This window comes from Nocardia takedensis NBRC 100417, from assembly GCF_000308695.1.
Classification (GTDB): domain Bacteria; phylum Actinomycetota; class Actinomycetes; order Mycobacteriales; family Mycobacteriaceae; genus Nocardia; species Nocardia takedensis.
In genome coordinates this window covers 26,740-47,899 of the sequence record NZ_BAGG01000093.1, presented here as the reverse complement: position 1 = coordinate 47,899, position 21,160 = coordinate 26,740, and the positions used below count along the sequence as shown (strand labels likewise).

The 21,160-nt window shown below is 69.9% G+C and carries 20 protein-coding genes; 15 read left to right on the top strand and 5 right to left on the bottom strand.

Features of this window, described 5'->3' with window-relative positions:
• Nucleotides 1-2: 2 nt before the first annotated feature.
• Nucleotides 3-1,424, bottom strand: coding sequence for a short-chain fatty acyl-CoA regulator family protein (locus ON30_RS19180; RefSeq protein ID WP_040708884.1), 1,422 nt, complete (start codon nucleotides 1,422-1,424; stop codon nucleotides 3-5).
• A gap of 735 nt (nucleotides 1,425-2,159) precedes the next feature.
• On the opposite strand from ON30_RS19180, the gene ON30_RS19175 reads away from it, so the two are divergent.
• Genes ON30_RS19175 through coaD form a run of 3 tightly spaced genes read left to right on the top strand, consistent with a single transcriptional unit; the run spans nucleotide 2,160 to nucleotide 6,684 of the window.
• Nucleotides 2,160-5,576, top strand: coding sequence for a pyruvate carboxylase (locus ON30_RS19175; protein ID WP_040708883.1), 3,417 nt, complete (start codon nucleotides 2,160-2,162; stop codon nucleotides 5,574-5,576).
• A complete protein-coding gene (rsmD, locus tag ON30_RS19170; protein ID WP_040708882.1) occupies nucleotides 5,573-6,151 on the top strand; it encodes a 16S rRNA (guanine(966)-N(2))-methyltransferase RsmD in 579 nt (192 codons plus the stop codon). Before ON30_RS19175 ends, rsmD begins: the two co-directional genes overlap by 4 nt.
• A gap of 47 nt (nucleotides 6,152-6,198) precedes the next feature.
• Entirely contained in the window at nucleotides 6,199-6,684 is a 486-nt protein-coding gene (gene coaD, locus ON30_RS19165; RefSeq protein WP_040708881.1) for a pantetheine-phosphate adenylyltransferase, read from the top strand.
• Between the two features lie 98 nt (nucleotides 6,685-6,782).
• Here coaD and ON30_RS19160 read toward each other — a convergent pair whose 3' ends face one another.
• The gene (locus tag ON30_RS19160) at nucleotides 6,783-7,298 is read right to left on the bottom strand and encodes a GtrA family protein (protein WP_083911522.1); all 516 of its coding nucleotides are present in this window, start codon (nucleotides 7,296-7,298) and stop codon (nucleotides 6,783-6,785) included.
• A 359-nt stretch (nucleotides 7,299-7,657) separates the two neighbouring features.
• On the opposite strand from ON30_RS19160, the gene ON30_RS19155 reads away from it, so the two are divergent.
• The 9 genes from ON30_RS19155 (at nucleotide 7,658) to ON30_RS19115 (ending at nucleotide 15,472) form a co-directional block, all read left to right on the top strand.
• Nucleotides 7,658-8,404, top strand: coding sequence for a DivIVA domain-containing protein (locus tag ON30_RS19155; RefSeq protein WP_040708880.1), 747 nt, complete (start codon nucleotides 7,658-7,660; stop codon nucleotides 8,402-8,404).
• Nucleotides 8,405-8,492: 88 nt separating this feature from the next.
• On the top strand, nucleotides 8,493-9,125 hold the full coding sequence (locus ON30_RS19150) for a YceD family protein (protein WP_040709202.1): 633 nt from the start codon (nucleotides 8,493-8,495) through the stop codon (nucleotides 9,123-9,125).
• 90 nt (nucleotides 9,126-9,215) lie between these two features.
• Nucleotides 9,216-9,398, top strand: a complete 183-nt coding sequence (rpmF, locus tag ON30_RS19145; protein WP_040708879.1) for a 50S ribosomal protein L32 — start codon at nucleotides 9,216-9,218, stop codon at nucleotides 9,396-9,398.
• A gap of 22 nt (nucleotides 9,399-9,420) precedes the next feature.
• Nucleotides 9,421-10,143, top strand: a complete 723-nt coding sequence (rnc, locus tag ON30_RS19140; RefSeq protein WP_040708878.1) for a ribonuclease III — start codon at nucleotides 9,421-9,423, stop codon at nucleotides 10,141-10,143.
• Nucleotides 10,144-11,004 carry a bifunctional DNA-formamidopyrimidine glycosylase/DNA-(apurinic or apyrimidinic site) lyase gene (mutM, locus tag ON30_RS19135; RefSeq protein WP_040708877.1) on the top strand — a complete coding sequence of 287 codons (861 nt, stop codon included), beginning with the start codon at nucleotides 10,144-10,146 and terminating at the stop codon, nucleotides 11,002-11,004.
• A gap of 60 nt (nucleotides 11,005-11,064) precedes the next feature.
• Nucleotides 11,065-11,646 carry a dihydrofolate reductase family protein gene (locus tag ON30_RS19130; protein ID WP_040708876.1) on the top strand — a complete coding sequence of 194 codons (582 nt, stop codon included), beginning with the start codon at nucleotides 11,065-11,067 and terminating at the stop codon, nucleotides 11,644-11,646.
• Nucleotides 11,647-12,699 carry a PHP domain-containing protein gene (locus ON30_RS19125; RefSeq protein ID WP_051029531.1) on the top strand — a complete coding sequence of 351 codons (1,053 nt, stop codon included), beginning with the start codon at nucleotides 11,647-11,649 and terminating at the stop codon, nucleotides 12,697-12,699.
• Nucleotides 12,700-12,823: 124 nt separating this feature from the next.
• Entirely contained in the window at nucleotides 12,824-14,329 is a 1,506-nt protein-coding gene (locus ON30_RS19120) for a PstS family phosphate ABC transporter substrate-binding protein (protein WP_040708875.1), read from the top strand.
• Nucleotides 14,330-14,389: 60 nt separating this feature from the next.
• A complete protein-coding gene (locus tag ON30_RS19115; protein ID WP_040708874.1) occupies nucleotides 14,390-15,472 on the top strand; it encodes a winged helix DNA-binding domain-containing protein in 1,083 nt (360 codons plus the stop codon).
• 152 nt (nucleotides 15,473-15,624) lie between these two features.
• Here ON30_RS19115 and ON30_RS19110 read toward each other — a convergent pair whose 3' ends face one another.
• Nucleotides 15,625-16,071, bottom strand: coding sequence for a helix-turn-helix transcriptional regulator (locus ON30_RS19110; protein ID WP_040708873.1), 447 nt, complete (start codon nucleotides 16,069-16,071; stop codon nucleotides 15,625-15,627).
• Between the two features lie 337 nt (nucleotides 16,072-16,408).
• The gene (locus tag ON30_RS36215; protein WP_051029530.1) at nucleotides 16,409-17,050 is read right to left on the bottom strand and encodes a TetR/AcrR family transcriptional regulator; all 642 of its coding nucleotides are present in this window, start codon (nucleotides 17,048-17,050) and stop codon (nucleotides 16,409-16,411) included.
• Between the two features lie 60 nt (nucleotides 17,051-17,110).
• Between ON30_RS36215 and ON30_RS39255 the strand changes: the two genes are divergently transcribed.
• From ON30_RS39255 to ON30_RS19095, 3 genes are read left to right on the top strand one after another with little or no spacing between them, the layout of a single operon-like run.
• The gene (locus ON30_RS39255; RefSeq protein WP_157183775.1) at nucleotides 17,111-17,284 is read left to right on the top strand and encodes a hypothetical protein; all 174 of its coding nucleotides are present in this window, start codon (nucleotides 17,111-17,113) and stop codon (nucleotides 17,282-17,284) included.
• Nucleotides 17,281-19,212 (top strand): linalool dehydratase/isomerase domain-containing protein, encoded by a 1,932-nt coding sequence (locus ON30_RS19100; protein WP_051029529.1) that lies wholly within the window; start codon nucleotides 17,281-17,283, stop codon nucleotides 19,210-19,212. Before ON30_RS39255 ends, ON30_RS19100 begins: the two co-directional genes overlap by 4 nt.
• Nucleotides 19,209-20,138 carry an oxygenase MpaB family protein gene (locus ON30_RS19095; protein ID WP_063719908.1) on the top strand — a complete coding sequence of 310 codons (930 nt, stop codon included), beginning with the start codon at nucleotides 19,209-19,211 and terminating at the stop codon, nucleotides 20,136-20,138. The genes ON30_RS19100 and ON30_RS19095 overlap by 4 nt, the downstream gene beginning before the upstream one ends.
• A 218-nt stretch (nucleotides 20,139-20,356) precedes the next feature.
• Here ON30_RS19095 and ON30_RS37600 read toward each other — a convergent pair whose 3' ends face one another.
• Complete coding sequence (locus tag ON30_RS37600; protein WP_083911519.1) at nucleotides 20,357-20,695, bottom strand: ANTAR domain-containing protein; 339 nt, start codon at nucleotides 20,693-20,695, stop codon at nucleotides 20,357-20,359.
• Nucleotides 20,696-21,160: the final 465 nt, after the last annotated feature.

Sequence of the window (21,160 nt, the reverse complement as noted above, 5' to 3'; positions counted from 1 at the left end):
GGTCAGCGCGGTAGGCGCGGGTAGGGCAGGTCGGTGCTGAGGTCCTCCGACACCGCCAGCGGGCTGCCGATCTGCGGGAAGGCGCGTTGCGGGCAGGTCGGCCGCTCGCACACCTTGCAGCCCGCGCCGATCGGTACCGCCGCGGCGGGATCGTCGAGTTGCAGTCCGGTGGAATACACCAGGCGGTCGGCGTATTCGATGTCGCAGCCGACTCCGATGGCGAAATTCTTGGTGGCCGTGCCGAATCCCTGCGGGGCGGTCATCGCGGTCCGCGCGATCCACAGGTAGCGCCTGCCGTCGGGCATGGACGCCACCTGGGTCAGGATGCGCCCGGGGTGGGCGAACGCCTCGTGCACCACCCACAGCGGACAGCTGCCGCCGACCCGGGAGAAGTGGAAGGCGGTGGCGGACTGGCGTTTGGAGATGTTGCCCGCGCGGTCGGTGCGCACCAGGAAGAACGGCACCCCGCGCTGTCCTTGCCGTTGCAGCGTGCTCAGCCGGTGGCAGATGGTTTCGTAACCGACCTCGAAACGCAGACTCAGCAGGTCGATGTCGTAGCGCAGTTCTTCGGCCGAGCGCAGGAATCGACCATAGGGCAGCACCAGCGCGCCCGCGAAGTAGTTGGCCAGGCCGATGCGCGCCAGGACCCTGGATTCGCCGGTGAGCGAGGGGGATTCGTCCAGGACGGCGTCGATGTCGTCGCTGTACAACAGGAATCCGAGCGTGGTGGCGATCTGGAAGGCCCGCTGTCCGGGCCGCAGCCGCCGCGCCAAGGTCAGGGTGCGGGTCTCGGCGTCGTAGTGCCGCTTGGGAATCGCGGGATCGGCCCCGTCGCCGCGCACCAGGACGGTGACGCCCGCGCGTTCTTCGGCGATCCTGGCCAGCTGCCGATCCAGTGAGCCGATGCTCAGGCCGGATTCGTCGTAGAGCTGTTCGGCGGCCAGGTCCAGGCTGGGGATGTGGTTGTGGTGGTCGTAGAAGAAGTCGCGCACGTCCTCGTAGGGCATCGGCACCCCCGGCGCCCCGGTCGGGGCGGAGACCCGCGAGGACAGCAGGTCGAGTTGGTCGGTGGCCGCGCGCAGGCGGCGGTGCATCGCGACCAGGATGCGGGCGACCTCGGGTTGCCGGGTGGCCAGTTCCTCGACCTCGGCCAGCGGCGCGCTGTCCCCGCCCGCGGCGTCGACCAGCACTTCGTGTAGGTCGGAGACGAGTCGGGCGTCGGAGTCGGCGGCGAAGAACTGCACGTCGAGATCGAAAGTGGAGTTCAACTTCAGCAGCACCGGAATGGTGAGCGGTCGCTGATCGCGTTCCAGCTGATTGAGGTAGCTGGGCGATAGATCGAGGGACTTCGCCAGTGCCGCCTGGGTCATCCGTCGTTCTTCGCGTAACCGCCGTAACCGGGCGCCCGCGTACATCTTGCGCACGGGCGAATCCTAGCCGTCCGACTTCGCAACCATCGCAGAATCGCCAGTAACTCCTTGCCGATATGAGCGTGTGCTAGGAGTTCGACCGTCCAGTGGGCATGCGTAGCGTGCGAAGATGGCCGACGGGACCCGACGTGGGCGAAGACCTGCATAGTACTCGTCCGCGCCGTCGACGCCCGCGGTTTGCGGGCTCGCGCCGCCCGCCGGAGGCGATCGGCGGCCCGGCGGGTTTCGGATCGCCGTCGCGCGGGTATCAGAGCAAGCGGGCCAGGACCGTTCCCCGGTGCGGCGCAACGGATTCTGGCAGGATCGAGCCGACCTGCCGGTGTAGTCGCCGCCCGAGACCGGGCACCGGAGGTTCGTGAGGGGATCTCCGATGCCCGGTCGGGTGCGGACGCGCGCGGACCCCGATTCGCGCCCGTCGAGTGGTGTTCCGCGCGGACCCGGATCGCCCGATCGCGTCGCACCGGAAACGGCGGAGCGTGTGGCCGGCGACGGCGGGAGCGTGTCGCCGGTCGCGGCGGGAGGACGGGCGCGGGCCGCCGAACCGACGGCGTCCGCCGGCACATACGCGCGAGCCTGCTAGGCAGCGGTCTTCCTTAGCGGTTGCGTATCGCCGCAGCATGTGACCGTCCGATGAACACAACTTCGCAAATCTGCTAGCTCCACTGTGAACATTCCTGCGAATGGTACTTCCGTGTAGGACCGGCCCCGATCGCCGGGTACGTTGGGTCAATGTTCTCGAAAGTCTTGGTTGCCAATCGTGGTGAGATCGCCATCCGCGCCTTCCGCGCTGCCTACGAACTCGGCATCGGGACGGTGGCCGTGTTCCCGTACGAGGATCGCAATTCCCCGCACCGGTTGAAGGCGGCGGAGTCGTATCAGATCGGCGAGCAGGGGCACCCGGTCCGGGCCTACCTGTCGATCGAGGCGATCATCGAGGCCGCCAAGACCGCGGGCGCGGACGCCATCTATCCGGGCTACGGGTTCCTCTCGGAGAATCCCGACCTCGCCGCCGCCTGCGCGCGCGAAGGCATCACCTTCGTGGGGCCCTCGGCCGAGGTGCTCGAACTGGCGGGCAACAAGGCGCGCGCGATCGAGGCGGCGAAGGCGGCCGGACTGCCGGTGCTGAAGTCGAGCGCACCGTCCGCCGACGTCGAGGAGTTGCTCGCCGCCTCCGCGGAGTTGACCTACCCGATCTTCGTCAAGGCGGTCGCGGGCGGCGGCGGTCGCGGTATGCGCCGGGTGGCCGAGCCCGACCTGCTGCGCGAATCCATCGAAGCGGCCTCGCGGGAAGCGGAGTCGGCTTTCGGCGACGCCACGGTCTTCCTGGAACAGGCGGTGGTCAATCCGCGCCACATCGAGGTGCAGATCCTGGCCGATCAGCAGGGCGAGGTCATGCACCTGTTCGAGCGGGACTGCTCGGTGCAGCGCAGGCACCAGAAGGTGATCGAACTCGCGCCCGCGCCGAATCTCGATCCGGCACTGCGCGAACGCATCTGCGCCGACGCGGTGGCCTTCGCCCGGCAGATCGGCTACTCGTGCGCGGGCACGGTGGAATTCCTGGTCGACGAGCGCGGCAACCACGTGTTCATCGAGATGAACCCGCGAATCCAGGTGGAGCACACCGTCACCGAGGAGATCACCGACGTCGACCTGGTGCAGTCGCAACTGCGGATCGCGGCCGGGGAGACCCTCGCGGATCTCGGGCTGAGTCAGGACACCGTCACCATCCGGGGCGCGGCGTTGCAGTGCCGCATCACCACCGAGGACCCGGCCAACGGCTTCCGGCCCGACACCGGCCGCATCACCGCCTACCGCACCCCCGGCGGCGCGGGCATCCGCCTCGACGGCGGCGCGAACCTGGGCGCGGAGATCGGCGCGTACTTCGACTCGATGCTGGTCAAGCTGACCTGCCGCGGTCGCGACCTGCCCGCCGCGGTCGCCAGGGCCTCGCGGGCACTGGCCGAATTCCGCATCCGCGGCGTGACCACCAACATCCCGTTCCTGCTCGCGGTCCTGGACGACCCGGATTTCGCGGCGGGCCGGGTCACCACCTCGTTCATCGAGGAACGCCCGCAGTTGCTGAGGCTGCGCGAATCGGCCGACCGCGGCACCAAGATCCTGAACTATCTGGCCGACATCACCGTCAACAAGCCGCACGGCGAGCGGCCGACCACGGTGTACCCGCACGACAAACTGCCGTCGATCGATCTGTCGGTTCCGCCGCCGGACGGGTCGCGGCAGAAACTGCTCGCGCTCGGTCCGGAAGGGTTCGCCCGCGCGCTGCGCGAGCAGAAGGCGGTCGGTGTCACCGATACGACCTTCCGCGACGCGCACCAGTCGTTGTTGGCGACCCGCGTGCGCACCAACGGTCTGTTGGGCGTGGCGGGGCACGTGGCGCGGCTGACCCCGGAGTTGCTGTCGATCGAGGCGTGGGGCGGGGCCACCTACGACGTGGGGTTGCGGTTCTTGTTCGAGGATCCGTGGGAGCGGTTGGCGGCGCTGCGCGAGGCGGTGCCGAACATCTGCTTGCAGATGCTGCTGCGCGGGCGCAACACCGTCGGCTACACCCCGTACCCGGAGAAGGTGACCCGCGCGTTCGTCTCCGAGGCCGCCGCCACCGGCATCGACATCTTCCGGATCTTCGACGCGCTGAACAACGTCGACCAGATGCGTCCGGCGATCGACGCGGTGCGCGAAACCGGCACGACCCTCGCCGAGGTCGCGCTGTCCTACACCGGTGACCTGTCGAATCCCAACGAGACCCTCTACACGCTGGACTACTACCTGAAGTTGGCCGAACAGATCGTCAACGCGGGCGCGCACGTGCTGGCGATCAAGGACATGGCCGGGTTGCTGCGCGCGCCCGCGGCGGTGACGTTGGTGACGGCGTTGCGCCGGGAGTTCGACCTGCCGGTGCACGTGCACACCCACGACACCCCGGGCGGACAGCTCGCCACCTACCTGGCCGCCTGGCAGGCCGGGGCGGACGCGGTCGACGGCGCGAGCGCGGCGATGGCGGGCACCACCAGCCAACCCGCGCTCTCGGCGATCGTCGCGGCGGCGGCGCACAGCGAATTCGACACGGGGCTGAACCTGGCGAACGTGTGCGATCTGGAGCCGTACTGGGAGGCGCTGCGCAAGGTGTACGCCCCGTTCGAGTCCGGGCTGCCCGCCCCGACGGGGCGGGTCTACACCCACGAGATCCCGGGCGGTCAGTTGTCGAACCTGCGGCAGCAGGCCATCGCGCTCGGCCTGGGCGACCGGTTCGAGCAGGTCGAGGCCAAATACGCCGCGGCGGACCGGCTGTTGGGGCGCCTGGTCAAGGTCACCCCGTCCTCGAAGGTCGTCGGCGATCTGGCGTTGGCGCTGGTCGGCGCGGGCGTCGAGGTGGAGGACTTCGCCGCCGACCCCGGCCGCTACGACATCCCCGATTCGGTGATCGGTTTCCTGCGCGGCGAACTCGGCACCCCGCCGGGGGGCTGGCCCGAACCGTTCCGCTCCAAGGCCCTGGAAGGCCGCGGCCCGGCGAAGCCGGAGACCCCGCTGTCCCCGGCCGACGAGGCGGCCCTCTCGGCCGATTCGGCGCAGCGCCGCGCCACCCTGAACCGGCTGCTGTTCCCCGGCCCGACCGCCGAATTCCTGGCCCACCAGGAGAAGTACGGCAACACGATGGGCTTGTCGGCCAACCAGTTCTTCTACGGTCTGCGCCGCGGGGAGGAGCACCGCGTCCAGTTGGAGAAGGGCGTGACGCTGCTGATCGGCCTGGAGGCGATCTCCGAACCCGACGAGCGCGGCATGCGCACCGTGATGTGCATCCTCAACGGTCAACTGCGGCCGGTGGCGGTGCGCGACCGGCGGGTGGCCAGCGAGGTGCCGGTGGCGGAGAAGGCCGACCGCAACAACCCCGGCCAGGTGGCGGCCCCGTTCGCGGGCGTCGTCTCGTTGACGGTGAGCGAGGGCGACACCGTCGCCGCCGGTGACACGATCGCCACCATCGAGGCCATGAAGATGGAGGCCGCGATCACCGCGCCGCGCGCGGGCACGGTGGCCCGGATCGCGATCGGGTCGGTCCAGCAGGTCGAGGGCGGGGATCTGCTCATCGAACTGTCGGTGGGCGAGAGCGCCCGGACCCTGTCCTCGGAATGACCCGGATCGTCGCGGGCGCGGCGGGCGGGCGGCGGTTGCGGGTGCCGCCCGCGGGCACCCGCCCGACCTCCGACCGGGTGCGCGAGGCCCTGTTCAGCGCGCTGGAGGCGCGCTGGGATCTGGACGGTCTGCGGGTGCTCGACCTCTACGCGGGCTCGGGGGCGCTCGGGCTGGAAGCGCTCTCGCGGGGGGCGTCGGCGGCGGTGCTGGTGGAGGCCGACCGCAAGGCGGCGGCGGTGGTGCGCGGCAATATCGCCGACCTCGGACTGCCGGGCGCGGACCTGCGGGTCGGTCAGGTGGCGACGGTGCTGGCGCAGGGGACGACCGCGGAATTCGACGTGGTCTTCGCCGATCCGCCCTACGACCTGGACACCGCGGCCGTCGAGGCCGACCTCGTCGCGCTGGTGCGCCACGGCTGGCTGTCCGAGGACGCGATGGTGATCGTGGAGCGGTCCGCGCGCTCGCCGGAGATCTCCTGGCCGGCCGGATTCACGGTCGCGAAACCGCGCCGCTACGGCGAGACCAGGCTCGAGATCGCCGACTTCGCGACCCCCGGTGAGTCGCGCGCGGACTAGCGTGGTCGACCGTGCGCCGGTGCGGTCGCCGCTGTTACCGTCTGGGCATGGCAGGAGCACTGTGCCCCGGGTCCTTCGATCCGGTGACCAACGGACATATCGACGTATTCACCAGGGCGGCGGCACAATTCGACGAGGTCGTGGTGACCGTCATGATCAACCCGAAGAAGCAGGGCATGTTCACCGTCGAGGAGCGCATGGACCTGCTGCGCGAGTCGACCGCGCATCTGCCCAACGTGCGGGTCGCCTCCTGGCAGGGGCTGCTGGTCGACTTCGCGCGGGAGGAGGGGATCGGGGCCATCGTCAAGGGGCTGCGCGATGCGGGCGATTTCGGCTACGAACTCCAGATGGCGCAGATGAACAAGAAGCTGTCCGGGGTGGACACCTTCTTCATCGCGACCAACCCTGCCTTCAGCTACCTGTCCAGTTCACTGGTCAAGGAGGTGGCCGCCTACGGCGGTGAGGTCGCCGACATGCTGCCGCCGATCGTGCACAAGCGACTGCTCGCGCGCTTGGCCGAACGTTCGTCCTAGGTCTTCGAACGAGACGAGGCCCGACTCCGCGGGGGAGTCGGGCCTCGGTTCGTTCGGGGACGCGGGCGCTCGGATCACCGAGGCTCGGGGCGGGGGGCTCAGAACACCAGGCCGCGCAGCGCCAGGAAGCGCATCGCGCCGACCGCGGCGGTGATCGCCAACACGGCGACGGCCTGCGCGGAACCGCCGAGGCCGGGGGCCCACAGTTCCAGCGCCGCCAAGCCCGCGGTGGTGATGCCGAGGCCGACGAGTGCGAGACCGCCGCCCTCCCACTGGGCCTTGAACCAACCGACCCGGTCGGCGGCGTGGAAGGTGAGCTGACGGTGCAGTTCGTTGGCGATGACGGTGCTGACCACCGAACCCGCCACGTTCGCGAGCAGCGGTCCCACGCCGTGCAGGGCGAAGAACAGCAGGATGTAGGCGACATTGCTGGAACCGCCGACCAGTGCGAAGCGGATCAGCTGGGCGAAGGCGCGGTCACCGCGCAGGTACCCCAGCAGCCGCGTGAACGGATCGGTGGCCGGGGACACCCGCAGCACCGGGAACGGCCCGGTCCAGGGGGTGTACATGCCCGCGGGGAGCACGATCGTCCGCGGTGCGTCCAGTACGGTCATCGTCTTTCCGATCCAACGTGTGCCTTCGGTGGGAAACAGCGGTGGTGGCCGCGGCATTCCCTCCCACGTGCCGATTGTCCTGTATGCACGGCTCGGGAGGAAGTGTGTTTCCGGCCGTCGGCCTCCTCTCGGTCCCAGGGTTCTGCTCGGCGCCTGCGAAACTCTTGCGAAGATCTTGGAGTGATCTCCACCGATAGAAATGTAACACGAAGTGGAGGCGAGTTCTCCACTTGATTTCTGTGGCATGGCAGACACCGCGACGACACACCGGAAGATGACTCGGTCACGGCGGTCGGTGCGGGCACACTGGGTTCGGCGGAGAGTTTCGCCGACATCTGTACGAGAGCGGGGTAGAGAGCATGTATCGCGTATTCGAAGCGCTCGACGAGCTGGTGGCGATCGTCGAGGAGGCGCGCGGGATCCCGCCCACCCGCAGCTGCATCGTGCCGCGCGGCGACGTGCTCGAACTACTCGACGATGTCCGCGACGCCCTGCCCGGCGAACTGGACGACGCCCAGGACGTGCTCGACCACCGGGACAAGATCGTCACCGACGCCCGCACCGCCGCCGAGACCGCCGTGACCGGCGCGAACGAGCAGGCCGAGCAGACCATCGGCTCCGCCCGCGAGGAGGCCGATCGCATCCTCGCCGACGCCAAGGCGCACGCCGACCGCATGGTGGCCGAGGCCGGCGCGCACGCCGACCACCTGGTCGCCACCGCGCAGGCCGAGGCCGATCGCGTCGTCGCCGACGGCACCGCCGAATACGAGGAACTCACCGGCCGCGCCCGGGTCGAGGCCGACCGCATGGTCGAGGCGGGCAAGACCGCCTACGAGCGGTCGGTCGCCGAAGGGCTGGCCGAACGCGACCGGCTGGTCGACCAGACCGAGGTGGTCCGGGCCGCGCACGTCGAATCCGCGCGACTGATCGACGCCGCCCAGGCCGAGGCGGATCGGATGCGCGACGAGTGCGACCACTACGTGGACTCGACGCTGGCCGGTTTCGAGGAGACCCTCGACGCCACCCTGCGCACCGTCGGCCGCGGCCGTCACCAGCTGCGTTCCGGTGCGGGCGCGCCCGACTACGCGGCCGACTTCCGCCGCTGAGTCCATCCCGGCGCGTTTTGGCCCGGCGGCGTATCTCGCGTACTGTGGTGTGGTTGCCCATACCCCCTCGATCGTGAGTGAGTTCGTGATGTCCGCCGGTTCCGGTTCCGCGTCGCGTCCGCGCACGGCCTCGCGCCGTCGGCCGGACGCGGGCTTCGTGATCGATGTCAGCTCCCTGGGTCGCCGCCCCGGCACCATGAAGGAGCTACGTCGCACGGTGCAGGTCGCCGAGCGGCTGGGCCTGGAGATGATCGCGGTGCCCGTCGGCGCGGAACTCGATCTCGACCTGCGGTTGCAGGCGGTCTCGGAGGGCGTGCTGGTCACCGGAACCGTCACCGGTCCGACGGCGGGCGAATGCTCGCGCTGCCTCGAGCCCTTCACCGGGTCGGTCGACCTGTCGGTGACCGAGCTGTTCGCCTATCCGGACAGCGCCACCGAGCAGACCACCGAAGAGGACGAGGTCCACCGCTTGGTCGATGATCAGATCGACCTCGAGCCGGTGGTGATCGATCTGCTCGGCCTGGAATTCCCGTTGCAGCCGCTGTGCACGCCGGACTGCCCCGGCCTGTGCGCCGAATGCGGTGTCCGGATGGCGATTGCGGGTCCGGATCACGGGCATGAGATACTTGACCCTCGCTGGGCCGGGCTGGCGAGGTTCGCCACCGAATCGCCCGGCGGCGGCAACCCCGACTCGGGTGTGGCCGACCCCGGCGATCGCTAGTACGGCGATCACCGACAAGACCATCGGTAAGACAGTCAGCAGTCGCGGCAACCCGTGCCGTGACGCGCAGTGGACAGAGGAGAAGTAGTCGTGGCCGTTCCGAAGCGCCGGATGTCCCGTTCCAACACCAGGTCGCGGCGCAGCCAGTGGAAGGCCACCGCGCCGACCCTGGTCACGTGCCCGAACCGCGCGTGCGGCGAGAAGACCCTGCCGCACATCGCGTGCCCGTCCTGCGGCACCTACAAGGGCCGCCAGGTCACCTCCGCTGTCTGACGGTTCGAACCGCCTCATCGACGTGACGGTCAGCAAGGATGTCACCGGCCCGACCGGTGCGCACACGAGCCTCCTCGACGCCCTCGGCGTCGAGGTGGGGCCGGATCTGTTGCGGCTCGCGCTGACGCACCGGTCCTACGCCTACGAGAACGGCGGCCTGCCGACCAACGAGCGCCTGGAATTCCTGGGCGACTCGGTACTCGGCCTGAGCATCACCGAGCGCCTGTACCACGAGCACCCGGAGAAGTCCGAGGGCGAGTTGGCCAAGCTGCGCGCCAGCGTGGTGAACATGCACGCGCTGGCCGAGGTGGCGCGCGGGCTCGGCGAGGGCGGGCTCGGCGTGCACCTGCTGCTGGGCAAGGGTGAGGAACTCACCGGTGGCCGCAACAAGCCGAGCATCCTCGCCGACGGCATGGAGTCGCTGCTGGGCGCGGTGCATCTCGAGCACGGCATCGAGGTCGCGCGCGAGGTGGTGCTTCGCCTGTTCGCCGACCTGCTCGAGCGTGGCCCCCGCATGGGCGCCGGCCTGGACTGGAAGACCAGTCTGCAAGAGCTGACCGCCGAGCGCGGCCTCGGCGTGCCCAGCTACGAGATCACCTCGACGGGCCCCGATCACGACAAGGAGTTCACCGCGACGACGGTGATCGGCGGCGTCGCCTACGGCAGCGGCGTCGGACGCTCCAAGAAGGAAGCCGAGCAGAAGGCGGCGGGCGCGGCCTACCGGGCGTTGACCGCCGAAGACTAGATGCCCGAACTCCCCGAGGTCGAGGTGGTCCGGCGCGGGCTGGACAGCCACGTGGTCGGCCGGACCGTCGAATCGGTGACCGTGACGCATCCGCGGTCGGTGCGCCGTCACCTGGAAGGCGCCGCCGATCTCGCGGCGCGCCTGACCGGTCTGCGTGTGGCCGCCGCCGAACGCCGCGGCAAATACCTGTGGTTGACCTTCGACGACTCCGACAGCGCCCTGGTGGTACACCTGGGGATGAGCGGGCAGATGTTGGTGCAGCCCGCCGTCGCCCCGGTGGAGAAGCACGCCCACATCCGGGCCGCCCTGCACGACGGCGCCGAACTGCGCTTCGTGGATCAGCGGACCTTCGGCGGCTGGGCGCTGGCCCCGCTGGTCGAGGTCGACGGGTCGCTGCTGCCCGAACCGGTCGCCCACATCGCCCGCGACCCGCTGGACCCGCGTTTCGACGTGGAGACCGCGGTCGCCGCGCTGCGTTCCCGCTCCTCCGAGATCAAGCGCGTCCTGCTCGATCAGACGGTGGTCTCCGGGGTGGGCAACATCTACGCCGACGAGTCGCTGTGGCGGGCCCGCCTGCACGGCGGCAGGCTCGCCTCCGGGCTGAGCAAGCCGGTGCTGCGCGGCCTGCTGGCCGAGGTCACCGCCGTCATGACGGAGGCGCTGGCGGCGGGCGGCACCTCCTTCGACGCCCTCTACGTGAACGTCAACGGTAATTCCGGCTACTTCGAACGGTCGCTGGCGGTCTACGGTCGCGAGGACGAACCGTGCCGACGGTGCGGAGCCCCGATCACGCGTGAACGGTTCATGAACCGTTCGTCGTTCTCGTGTCCGCGCTGCCAGCGCAAGCCGCACCACCGCTGAGTCGGGCGAGATACGGTTTCCCTAGCGGCCGGATCGGATCGGCCGTAGGAGGAAGGACCTATGCGCAGGCTCACCTATTACGTCGCGTCGACCATCGACGGCTTCATCGCCACCGAGGACGGGTCGGTGGACTTCTTCCCCGTGGGCGGCGACCACGGCCCGGCGATCACCGCGCAGTTCCCGGAGACGCTGCCGACCAAGGTGCGCGAGGCGTTGGGCATCGACAAGGCCAATGCCAGTTTCGACACCGTGCTGATGGGCCGCAAGACCCATGATTTCGGGGTGCGGACCGGGACGTCGAGCCCGTACGCGCATCTGCGGCAGTTCGTGGTGTCCACGACGCTGCCGGAGAATCCCGATCCGGACGTGGAACTGATCGCCGAGGACCCGCTGGCCCGGGTGCGCCGACTCAAGCGCGAGCCCGGTCTGGGCATCTGGCTGTGCGGCGGCGGCGAGTTGGCCTATGCCCTGCTGCCGGAGATCGACCAGATCTTCCTCAAGCTCTATCCGATCGTGCTCGGACGCGGTAAACCGCTGTTCGGCGCGGGGGAGCGTCTGCCCGATCCGGCGCGGTTCCGGGTCATCACCAGCCGCGTCTACGAGGACGGTGTCGCCTTCGTGAAATACAGCCGGGTCCGCTAGGTGCCCGCGAACCCGCCGCCCGCCTCCGATCCGGCCGCGCCGGGGCCGGTGGAGGCGCTGCGCGAGATCGGGTTCTGGCTCGAACGCGAGCGCGCCCAGACCCACCGGGTCAAGGCGTATCGGCGCGCCGCCGACATCGTCGCGGAGCTCTCCGACCGGGAACGGGCGCGGCGGGCGGCGGCGGGCAGTTGGCAGGAGATCGCGGGCATCGGCCCCAAGACCGCGGCGGTCATCGCGCAGGCGAGCGCGGGGGAGGTGCCCGACTATCTGCGTGAGTTGCGCGGTCAGGCCCGGCCGATCGGCGCGGAGGGCGCGCCGATGCGGCGGGCGCTGCGCGGGGATCTGCACACCCACTCGGACTGGTCCGACGGCGGCAGTCCGATCGAGGAGATGATGGCGGTCGCGGCGGCGCTCGGGCACGAATACTGTGCGCTGACCGATCATTCGCCGCGCCTGACCGTGGCCAACGGTCTGTCCGCCGACCGGTTGCGCCGCCAGTTGGACGTCGTCGCCGCACTCAACGAGCGGGTCGCGCCGTTCCGGGTGCTGACCGGGATCGAGGTCGACATCCTCGATGACGGCTCCCTGGACCAGGACGCGGATCTGCTCGCCCGCGTCGACATCGTGGTGGCCAGCGTGCATTCCAAACTGCGCGCCGAACGCGACGTGATGACCCGACGCATGGTCACCGCGGTGGCCGACCCGAACGTGGATGTGTTGGGGCACTGCACGGGTCGGCTGGTCGAGGGCGGTCGCGGGACCCGCCCCGAGTCGGAGTTCGACGCCGAACTGGTCTTCGAGGCCTGCCGCCGCTACGGCACGGCCGTCGAGATCAACAGCCGCCCGGAACGCCGCGATCCGCCCTCGCGGTTGCTGCGACTGGCGGTGGAGATGGACTGCCTGTTCAGCATCGACACCGACGCGCACGCGCCGGGCCAATTGGATTGGCAGGGTTACGGATGCGCGCGGGCGGTCGCCAACGGCGTCGCGCCCGATTCGGTGATCAACACCTGGCCGGTGGATCGATTGCTGGAGTGGACCGCCGCCGGTTGATCGTCGGTGAACACTGGCGGAATACTGCCCCCGCGCGCGAGCCCGGGTCGACCCGCGACACAGAATGGTGGCACGCGGCGGAAGCGCAGGTGCTCCGCACGCGGTAGCGGGGAGGGGCGCGCCGGTGGACGACATTCCGGTCGACACGATTCTGGCGCTGATCGGTATCGCGATACCGGTCGGTGCGTTCCTGTGGGAGTTCGTGTTCGTGGGTAGGCGGCGACTGGGTTACCGCGTGCAGATGGACACGCCGGTCACCGGTGAGGTGGAGGCGGTCTTTCCCGGTGTGCTGAGCCAGTTGCGCCGCGACGCGAACGCCGAATTGCGGGATCTGTCCATCGTTCTGGTGCGCATCGAGAACAGTGGCACCTTGACGATCGAGGAGTCGGACTACCTGGCGCCGGTGGCGCGGGTCGGCCTGCACCTGCGGTTCCCGCAGCGTCGCGTGGTCGGTATGGCGGTCACCGAGTTGAGCGATCAGGATCTGACCGGCTCGCTCGGGCCGAACTCCGGGATCGCGGTGCGCGAGGACACGGCGGGGCGGATCGGGGTCATCGACCTGCCCAAGGTGCAGTTGAATCGCGGCGACCACTACAAGGTCCTGGCGATCTTGCAACGGTCGGAGGGCGCGGGGGAGTACCCGCCGCCGACCTTGCTGGGCAACATCAAAGGCGGCCGGGTCACCGAAACCGTCAGCCGCACGGGCGTTTCCCGGATGATGGTGGCGCTGGTGGCGTTCCTCGTGGTGGTGATCGTGGTGCAGTTCGTGGTCGCGCTGGTCGAGCCGAATCCCGATCCGCTGGACTGCGCCTCGGGCACCCTGACCGTGGTCGGGTCCTCGGCCTTCGAACCGGTGCTGCGCGACGCCGCCGAACAGTACGGGAAGCGTTGCGGCGGCGCGGAATTCGCCTTCGACTTCGAGGGCACCGAACGCGGTCTGGACCGGGTGACCGAGGCGGGGCCCGACGCGGGTCTGCTCACGATCAGCGATGGCCCCAAGGGCGCGGGCTACCCCACGCTGCTGCCGCGCCCGCTGGCGGTGTCGCTGTTCACGGTGATCGTGCACCCCGATCTGGGGCTGACCGATCTCACCGCGGCCCAGGTCGCAGACCTGTTCCAGGGGCGGATCACCAACTGGCGACAGGTCGGCGGCCCCGATCTGCCGGTCGTGCTGGTCAACCGCACGCCGGGGTCGGGCACCCGCAACATCTTCGAGAGCCGACTGCTCGGCGGCGACCAACCCGACCGTCCGCACCGCAGTTGCACCGCCATCAAGGACACCGCGGGCACCTACTGCGACGTGCCGGTGACCAAGGAGATGCACCGGGCGGTGGCCGAGATCCCCGGCGCGGTCGGCTACAGCGAGTCGACCGAGGCCGCGGCCGCGAACATGCGGGTGCTCACCCTCGACGGCGTGGCGGCGGGCAGGCAGCAGGCCATCGACCGGAGCTACCCCTTCTGGGGCGTCGAATACGCCTACACCAACGGCGACGTGCCCGGTGACTCGCTGGCGGCCGCCTTCCTGCACTATCTGACCGACGACATCGGGGCCGAGGTGCTGCGCGAACACGGCGACGAGCCGTGCGGGAGCACTCTGCTCGAACCGGGGCGCTGCGATCCGGGCCGGTGAATGGGGGTTTGCGGCGCGGACCGGTCGGATCGTGTCGGTGGGGTCGGCGAGTATGGGGGCATGACGGAACTGTCGTTGCGCGCGCTGAACCGGACCCTGTTGGTCCGCCAGATGTTGGCGGAACGGGCGCGGATCACCCCGTTCGAGCTGATCCGGCACGTGGTCGCGGTCCAAGGGCAGGAACCCAACTGGCCCTACGTCGGATTGTGGTCGCGGCTGGCCGATTTCGCGCCCGCCGAATTGGAACAACTGCTGCGGGAACGGAAGGTGGTGCGCTCCACCATGATCCGCCGCACCGTGCACCTGGCCGACGCGCAGGACTTCCGGTGGCTGCGGCCCACCGTGGGGCCGATCGTGCGCTCGGCGCTGCGCGCCGCCTACTACCGCGACGAGATCGACGGTCTCGACCTCGACGAACTCGAGCGTGCGGGGCGCGCGCTGCTGGCCGGAAAGACCATGAGCCGAGGCGATCTCGGGAAACTGCTCGCCGAACGGTTTCCCGGTCGGCTGCCGCGTCGACTCGCGGAGACCGTCGAGGTGCTCGTGCCCATGGCCCACGGTCCCGAAACCGGCGAATGGGGCCGCTGGCGCAACCGCTACGTCACCATGGGGCCCGCCGAGGAGTGGATCGGCGCGCCCCTGCACCCCGAGCCCGACCCGCGCCGACTCATCCTGCGCTATCTGGCCGCCTATGGTCCGGCCACCGTCGCCGACATGCAGGCGTGGGCCGGGGTGACCAGACTGGCCGAAGTCATCGACGGGATGCGCGCCGAACTGCGCGTCTTCACCGACGACCGCCACGCCGTACTGTTCGACCTGCCCGACGCCCCGCTCGCCGACCCCGACCTGCCCGCCCCGGTGCGCTTCCTGCCCGCCTTCGACAACGCGCTGCTCGGCCACAAGGACCGACGGCGGATGATCAGCGACGCCGACCGCGCGCGGACCGCCAAGGAAGCCTCGGCCGGGGTGCCCATGTACCTGGTCGACGGTTTCGTGCACGGACGCTGGGCGCTGGACGGAACCGGGGTGCGCATCTCGCCCTGGCATCCGCTGGACGCGGCGGACGAAGCGGCGGTCCGCGCCGAGGCGGACGCGCTGCTGGAGTTCGTCGCGCCGGGCGGGCGGGTCGTCATCGATTCCTGACGGGTGTCGTTCGTCCAGGAGGGATGAGCGGCCGTGCCCGTCGTGGTGGCGATGCCAGTGGTGGTGCCAGTGGCTGGCGGTGGTGCCGGTGGCGGTGCCAGTCGTTGCGTTGGTGGTGGCTGGCGCTGGTGGCGGTGAGTTCGGTGGGCGGCTCAGGCCGTGGGCGGTCGACGGCCCGGGGTGGCCTTGACCCGGACCGGCCGGGTGACCTGCTTGGCCACGCACGACGGGATCCCCGAGGTCTCCAGCGCCTCCTTCCGGTACACACTCGGCGGCACCCCGACCAATTCGGTGAACCGCGTACTGAACGTGCCCAGCGAGGAGCACCCCACCGTGAAGCACACCTCGGTGACGCTCAGATCCCCGCGCCGCAGCAACGCCATCGCCCGCTCGATCCGCCGCGTCATCAGATAGCTGTACGGCGACTCCCCGTAAGCGGCCCGGAACTGCCTGCTCAGATGCCCCGCCGACATGTGCGCGTCCCGCGCGAGCCGCTCCACGTCCAACGGTTGCGCGAACTCCCGATCGATCCGATCCCGCACCCGCCGCAACCGCGCCAGATCCCCCAACTGCTGCCCGCCCCCCGATCCACCACTCACCCCCCGATCCTCCCATGCCTGCCACCGGTTGGATCCGAGCATCGAGGTCGCGACCGGGATCCGACCGTGGACACCTCAGAGTCCGGCGTCGCCCTCTGCTACGCACTTCTCGCCGGTGACCGGGCATACGTCGGGGTCGTATCGTTGGGTGAGGGTCTTCATGAGGGCGGCGTGGGATCGGCGAGCTGGGCTGCGGACGCCGCGAGGGTCCCCACCGGGTGCCGTCCGGCGGGGCCTGGAGTAGCGCGATCAGTGCCACGTGCTCTTCCGCGTCTGTGCTGACAGGCGGCCACCCTCCGGGTGTTCGAGGCCGCGGGATGGACGACGTCCGGAACCGTCAAGCCTGTTCGCGCATTCGTTGCGCGGCGTCGCTTCCGATATCGACGAGCAGTGCGATCAGTTCCTCGCGGTCGACTCCGGAGTCTCCGGCCAGCCACAAGGCCACTACGTGGTGGGTGCCGGCCACGAGCAGATGCCCGAGCAGGCGGGCCGTCGCCTGTGCCGGGGTGGCGCCTACCAGTCGGACGAGCAGTTGTTCGGTCAGGACGCCGACCGCGGCCTCACGGACGGCAGCGCCCGCGGGACTGCCGGCCGATTCGAGGTAGAACCGCGCCACTCGAGGGTCGTCCATCACCTCGAGGGCGCCGCGGGCCGCTACCTCCAGCAATCGTTCGGCGGGGTCCTCGGGTTGTAGTCCGGAGTCCTCGATGGCCCGACCGACCTGTTCGAAGATCTGCTGTAGCGCGCCGGCGATGAGTTCGTCGAGTGAGGCGAAACTCTCGTAGAAGTAGCGCTTCCCGACCCCGGCGCGGGCGCAGACCGACGCGACCGTCAGCCCGCCGAGTCCGTCCTCGCCGGCGACGTCGAGCACGGCCTGGAGCAGTCGTGTCCGACGCTGCTCGCGGCGTGTGTCGCTGGGCATGCCGCCGTAGGGGCGGGCGGCGGAGGTCATGTCGAGCATCTTGACACGCCGTGCCACGAACTGTCACCTTATTGGGAACCGGAACGAACCGGTTCCTGAAATCGGATTTCCGTCCGAATGTCCGAGAGGCTCGTCATGGTCTGTTGTGTGGCCGCGCTCGCGGTGATGGCCGCGCTCGAGCGACTCCTGCGCGCACTGCGAGGAGGCGGGAGCGCCGGGTGGTCGCGTCGCGACACCTCCTCCGCGGAAACGATGTTCGCCCCGCCCGCTCGCTACGCGGTGCCCCGATGAGCGCGGCCACCGAGGCCGAGTCGCCGCGCACGACGACGGTGGCCCTCCCCCCGCTCGACGCGCGTGCGCCGCTGTTCCCGCCGGTCACCCTGCGAACCATGCTCCGCGCGGGCGGTGTCCTCGGCGTCATCTGGTTGCTCGGCGCGGTGCTGGCCCTCACCGGCGAGGACCGGCTGCGTCTGCTGGGCGCGGGGTTGATGCTGCCCGGCGGCGGGCACCTCGCGAGCGGTCATCCGTTGCACACCCTCGGCGCGGTGCTCGCCCTGGTCACGGCTGTGCTGATCTGGTGGATGATCGGCGCGGTCGTCGTGCCGATCGCGGTGTGGGCGCTGGACCTCGCCCTCGGTGTGACGATGGCGCACCACCACCTGACCGATGCCGGACTGGGCGCGGTCGCGGCCGCCGGACCGGCCCTGGCCGCGTTCTGCCTCGCCGCGCACGCGGTGCGCCACACCCGGCGTCGACAGCGGGCCGCGCGTCTCAACGCGGGCGTTCTGGCCCGACCGGCCACCATCACCCGGGTGCCCTCGCGCGTCGAGCCGCCCGTGCGTGAAGCGAGCACCGACGACCTCGAGCGGCTCCGGTTCGCGCTCGACCTCGCCCTGCAACCGGTGTCGTCCTTCGACGGGTTCGACCGGCGTGACCAATTCCGCGAGGCAGCGCTGCGCTATCAGCTGTGCCTGCTCGGCTACGCGCTCGCGGCCTACCGGCACACCTGCGCGCCCGCCTTCGGCGGCTATCTCACCGAGGCGCACGCCCGCTCGATCGAGAAGATGGGCGACCGACGCGTCTGGGGCTACTGGGCGCTGGAGAACGCGTGGGGACGGCTGTCGCTGAGCCGCGATCCGGTCGACAACAACGACAACGTGATGCTCACCGGTTGGCAGGGCGTCTCGGTCGGCCTGTTCGAGACCTTCGACGACACCCGTTTCTCCGCACCGGGCGGACTCACCTACCGCTGGTCCGACGAGGAGACCTACAGCTACGATCTGCCCGCGCTGGCTTCCTCGATCGCGAAGAACATGGAGCGCTCAGCGTTCACACTGTTCTCCTGCGAACCGCGGTGGATCTACCCGGTCTGCAACACTTTCGCGGTCAACACGCTGCTGATGGACCGCCGCCTGCACGGCGGCGCCGCCTACGACCGACTGCACGAGCGCATCCGCACCGCCTACCTCACCGAATTCCACCGCCCCGACGGCCGCGTCGTCGGTGTCCGCTCCGAAACGCTCGGTATGTCGTGGAGTCCGTGGGCGGGCGACGGCGTGTGGCTGCCCACGACGTACTGGCTGCACCCCGCCTATCCCGATATCGCGCACCGCTCCTGGCGACTGCTGCGCGAAACCGTCCTGCGGGAACGCGACGGCCATTTCGTCCTGCCCGCGACACTGGCCAACCGCTGCGACTCCGGCTCCTACGCCTTCGGCGGCGTGGCGTTCGGGCAGATCCTGCTCGCGATGGCCGCCCGCGAGATCGGCGACGAAGACGTCGCCGTCCGCGTACTGGCCCACCTGGCCGACACCGAGCCCATCCGACGCGCGGGCGGTGCGGCGCGCTACGGGGGCGTCTCCACCCAGGGCAACCTCTACGAACTGATGGCCCGGTTCGGGCGCGCGTCCGGGATGCGCGATCTCATCGGAGGCGGCCTGCCCGACACTTGGCGCACCGGCCCCCGCCTCGCGGACGCCGACTACCCCGACGTGTTGGTGGCCCGAGCGCACACCGACGGCGCAGCGCTGCACTGCGTCCTGGCTCCCGGTGCGGGCCCGCTGCGCACCGCCGTCGTCGTCGACCGGCTGACGCCCGGACGCCCCTACCACGTGCGTGGAGCACTCGAACGCGAGATAGTCGCCGACCGCACGGGACGCTCGACGCTCACCCTCGACCTCGGCGGCCGCCTCGAACTCGACGTGGAGCCCCGACCGTGACGCACGCGAACAACCGCATCCGCGGCGCGCAGGTGCGCGCCCGGATCGCCGCGCTCGACCCCCGCCGTGACGCCGACGAGATCGCCCGGCTCTCGCTGACAGTCCTGCACGGCCACGGCGCGTTGGTGTACGCGCTGTTCACCGTCGCTTTCCTCGAGCAAGTGGCGGTGCCCGCGATGGCGCGCACGCTGTATCGCCGTGGCACCGGCGACATCGTCCGTGACACCCTGCGCCGCAACGACGACACGATCGTCTTCTTCGGCAACCTGCTCGACCACGGACCCGACTCCGCCGTCGGCCGGGCCTGGATCGAACGGCTCAACCAGATCCACGCCCATTTCCCCCTGCGCGCGCAGGACTCCCTTTACACCCTGGCCACGCTCGCCCTCGATCCGCACGCCATCACCACCTCCCTCGGCGTCCGGCTGTTCTCCGAGGCCGAACAGGAAGCGCACTGGCGATTCTGGCGAGCGGTAGCGGTGCGCCAGCACCTCGTCGACATTCCCGACGAGCGCGCCGAACTCGCCCGGTGGGCACTCGCCTACGAGCAGCGCGAATACGCGGCCTCCGACGACGGACGGGCGATCGCCCGCGCCCTGATCGACGCGTTCGGTCAACGCTGCCTGCCCCGAGCCGCGCGATCCGCCGCGACACGGGTGATCGCCACCTTCTGCTCCCGACCGCTTCGGCGTGTGCACGGCCTGCCCGATCCCGACCTGGCGACCCGCGCACTGGTGGGCGCCGGGCTGCGCGCCTACGCGGCGAGCGTCGATTTCCAACGCCTCGATCCCCACCGATCCCTCGCCGTCGACTTCGGCGAACGCCGCTACGGACCGCGCACTCCCGACGAAGTCGGCTACCACCACGGTGGACGCGTTCGCCTCGACCGGCCCGAGGGCAACCAGGACGCGAAGCCCGGACAGTAGCCGTCACTCCGCCGGTTGTCCGTTCGTCGGCATGAGCGGCAGAGGGCCGGACCTGATTTTCGGCTTCCGATCGGGCGATGTGAGTGATGGTCACCGACGGTCAGGTGGACGTGTGAGCAGTCCACCGCCCGGCGCACCGACGCGGTGTCCGGTGTCGCGTCGCGACCGCCCCGCCCGAGCGGAAAAGCGAGAAACGAGCCGCGACCGCAACCGTGTGCTCAGATCCGCTGGTGTGCGGTGAGCAGGAGGTGGTCGAAGCGAATCCGCAGCGCACGGCCCGCGCCGCCGCTCTCGCTGAGTGTGGCCAGGATTCGTTGGGCCGTAGCCGGTAGCGCGGTTTCGCCGGCCTCGGCCCAGGTGACCAGCATGTCTAGTGCTTGTGCCGCGTCGATGCCGTGGGCGGCCATCAACGCTCCCGTGGCCTGTTCGATCACCGCGTCGCCCGGACCGGGCTGGTCCGGTGTTCTCCGTCGTCGACTCCGGCCCGGCCCTGTGTGGTCGAAGTTGTGGTTCGTCGGTCCTTGCGTAGGCGGTCGACCCGCTGCGTCCTCGCTCATCTGGAAACTGTCCCGTGTCGTGTGGTCTTCCGGTGCGGGTGGTTTGCCGCCGCGCCGGTGTCGGTGGGGAACCGTTGCTCTCCACTAGTACCGGAGGTCGCGGGAGCAGGTAAACCGAGACGGCGACATCACAAATTCTGTAGTGATGGTTGTAGACATTGTGAGGCGGAACCGCTAATGTCGCTGTCGTCGGAATGAAGAGATCGAGTTGGCCGGGCAGGTGAACTGCCCGGAAGACGAAGAAGGATCGTCCCCCGGCGGAGAAGAGAATCCGGTGCAGTCGGCCGGACCGCCGGAGCGGGACACGGCAGTACAGCAGACAGACGGTTCGATAGATCAGGAGGTGGCCACTGCACCAGTTACTCAGCTCTTCCGAGAACGTCCGATTACGGGCTCCTGGTTCGACGGCGACCACTCGAGTCGGCGAAGCGAGCCAGTCCTGAACACCCTCTCGAACGAAACATC